The sequence below is a fragment of the Bartonella sp. CM86QHHN genome (genome assembly GCF_042194695.1).
Taxonomy (GTDB): domain Bacteria; phylum Pseudomonadota; class Alphaproteobacteria; order Rhizobiales; family Rhizobiaceae; genus Bartonella.
The window spans coordinates 1-2,453 of sequence record NZ_JBHIND010000049.1; the positions used below are offsets into that span (position 1 = coordinate 1).

At 29.6% G+C, this 2,453-nt stretch carries 1 protein-coding gene; it reads right to left on the reverse strand.

What is annotated here, in order from left to right; translation table 11 throughout:
- Positions 1-265: 265 nt before the first annotated feature.
- Positions 266-898, reverse strand: coding sequence for a hypothetical protein (locus tag ACFIKX_RS03985; RefSeq protein ID WP_375627779.1), 633 nt, complete (start codon positions 896-898; stop codon positions 266-268).
- Between the last annotated feature and the right edge of the window lie 1,555 nt (positions 899-2,453).

Here is a 2,453-nt window from a genome sequence, read left to right on the forward strand (position 1 = left end):
GGTATAGAATCTTATAACCATAATCTATACCTCTTTTGTTAAGTTGATTAGATACAATCCTAATATGCGTTATTCTAAAAATAAGGCTTTGTACTTTTAAACACTCTTATTGGGATTGCTTTAAGACTTTTAAGAAACCCACTCTTAAATAGAATTAGATTTTTTTACATCGCCTTTAAAAGATTATACCGTAATCTAAAATGATAGCTTTATTAACATCGACCTTGTGGCTAAAATTCGTGATTATGCTGCTATTTTCCTAACTCTACTTTGGGACTATAAGCCCCTCTTTGGCTAGTTTTTCAACAGTTGTTTCAGCAACGCTTACTATGAGATTAGAAAATGATGCAAAAGCATTTCCATCGCTATAGCCTTTTGCTAGCCATATGGTTTCTTTGTTTTTTGTATGGTGAATAAGATAAACACTAACACTTATGGCGGGCTTACTAATATTATATCCACCGGTCACATAACCTGGTGTCGTCTCAGTTTCTATGGTAGCAAAGTTTCCAAATCCCGAAATAGTACTTGTAGAGGTTCCCGGATGATACGTTGGCGGGATATATGTCTGCGATATAGCACGATTATCAACGCTAACTATTAGGAGTGCATCTGCGCCTTTATTTGTTATAATTTCCTCTTTCTCGTTATAGGAATAATTACGAGTTAGAGGGAAAAGTTCTAATCCTCTCAATATCTGTACATTGTATTTAGCAAGCGATTTCTCAAAGGTGTCTTCAAGTGCTTTTTGCTCAGAAATAGACATGCCAACACCTCCTATGACCATCTTTTTCGTTTGAAATCGTCCCTTGTAGTTTGGATCAACAATTCCGTTCAAATGTGTTATAGGACCACAAGCTGTGAGTATTAACAAACAAAGTAAAATAAAAAACTTCATCATCATAAACCTTTGATTAATGCAAAAGTCTAATAATGTATTTATAATTCAAATTAAAGATACGATTTGAACTTTTAAATAATTTTTTTAGATTGTTTTGCAAAATTTAAGAAATCCACTCTTAAAGTGAATTAGATTTTTTTTACATTGCCTTTAAGAGATTATACCGTAATCTAAAATGAGTGCTTTATTGTTATCAAAAGCTTTGTTTAAAGAGAGTTATGTATATTCATTTTGCTTATAGGTTTTGAAGGTGTAAAAACCGTCAAAACCCCCTCAAAACGTATATTATTAGTTGAATTTATAGGTTGTGTTATCAATATGGGTTGTTTTTTAAAGGTCTGTAAAATCTTAACATATTGAAAAATAACGTTTTTACTTTTTATCGTTTTTTTACATAATAGCAGCAACCCTCAAAACTCAAAACCCCTTCAAAACTCATAACCATAAGGATCTTGATAGCATTTATTATGATTATAATCCCTTTCTTTTGAAAGGCTTTAAAAGATCACATACTCTCATAAGACATGTTTTAATCATTTACTAAATGATCACTTTTGTCGATTCAATGTACTGACATAAACTGACAAATATATATTTACAGTTGTATTTATTTGTTATGGCTGTTTTAATAAGTTGTATTTTGAAAAATTGATAAAACTTAACTTATTGAAATATAATGATTTTAATTTTCTCTCATTTAAAAAAAATGATATAGGTTCTAAAAAGAACTGACAAGACTGACAAAAGTTTATTAAAAGGAATTTTGCTCATCTCTATAATGATCAGTTTCTATTGAGATGTTTTCATAAGTGTTTTCNGAGCGCGGTGCTATTAAGGTCGTTTAAATTAAAGCCCCTTATAAACAAAATTCACAAAAAATTTAAAATTCATTTAGTAACAAAATTGATAGGTTATAAAGTTTAAAATACGCATTATGAGAGCGTTTCTAAATATTATAAATGTATAGATTCAGAAAATAACGCAATCGTTTCATAAAACATATAATATAGCTTTAAAAGCACATAAATATAAAAGAAGAAATTAATAAGCATAAGATATTATCAATACACAACGTATTTAAAAAATAAGAAAAAATATCAAAAAGATAGAAATATTATTTGACAATAAATACGTATTTTGTTACACAAATAATCAAGTGATTAACAAACACTAAACATGTAGCGGATAGATTACGATACAATCTTTCCAAAGCTTTTAAAAACTGGCTATCTTTTATGCTTTAATTAGCATATATGATGATTTTGTCGGGTGTGCTTACACCATACAATACCCTTATGGGAAAAGTGTAAGCAACGGACTACATGCCGTGTTTGTTAACGCCCGACGCCCTTAAAGGGTTGTCAATAACAAACATATAAACATGTAGGTTTTAATTATGAAAAATATCTCAAACAACACCCCCGTTATCTCTTCTATTTCAAATGAAACTGTGCTTGTTAATAAACAAAATCCTGCAAAAAAATACGAATTTATTGATGATTGTGAATATATCGATGGTCATTTCTTAACTCGAATTAGAGCCTTAAGAGAT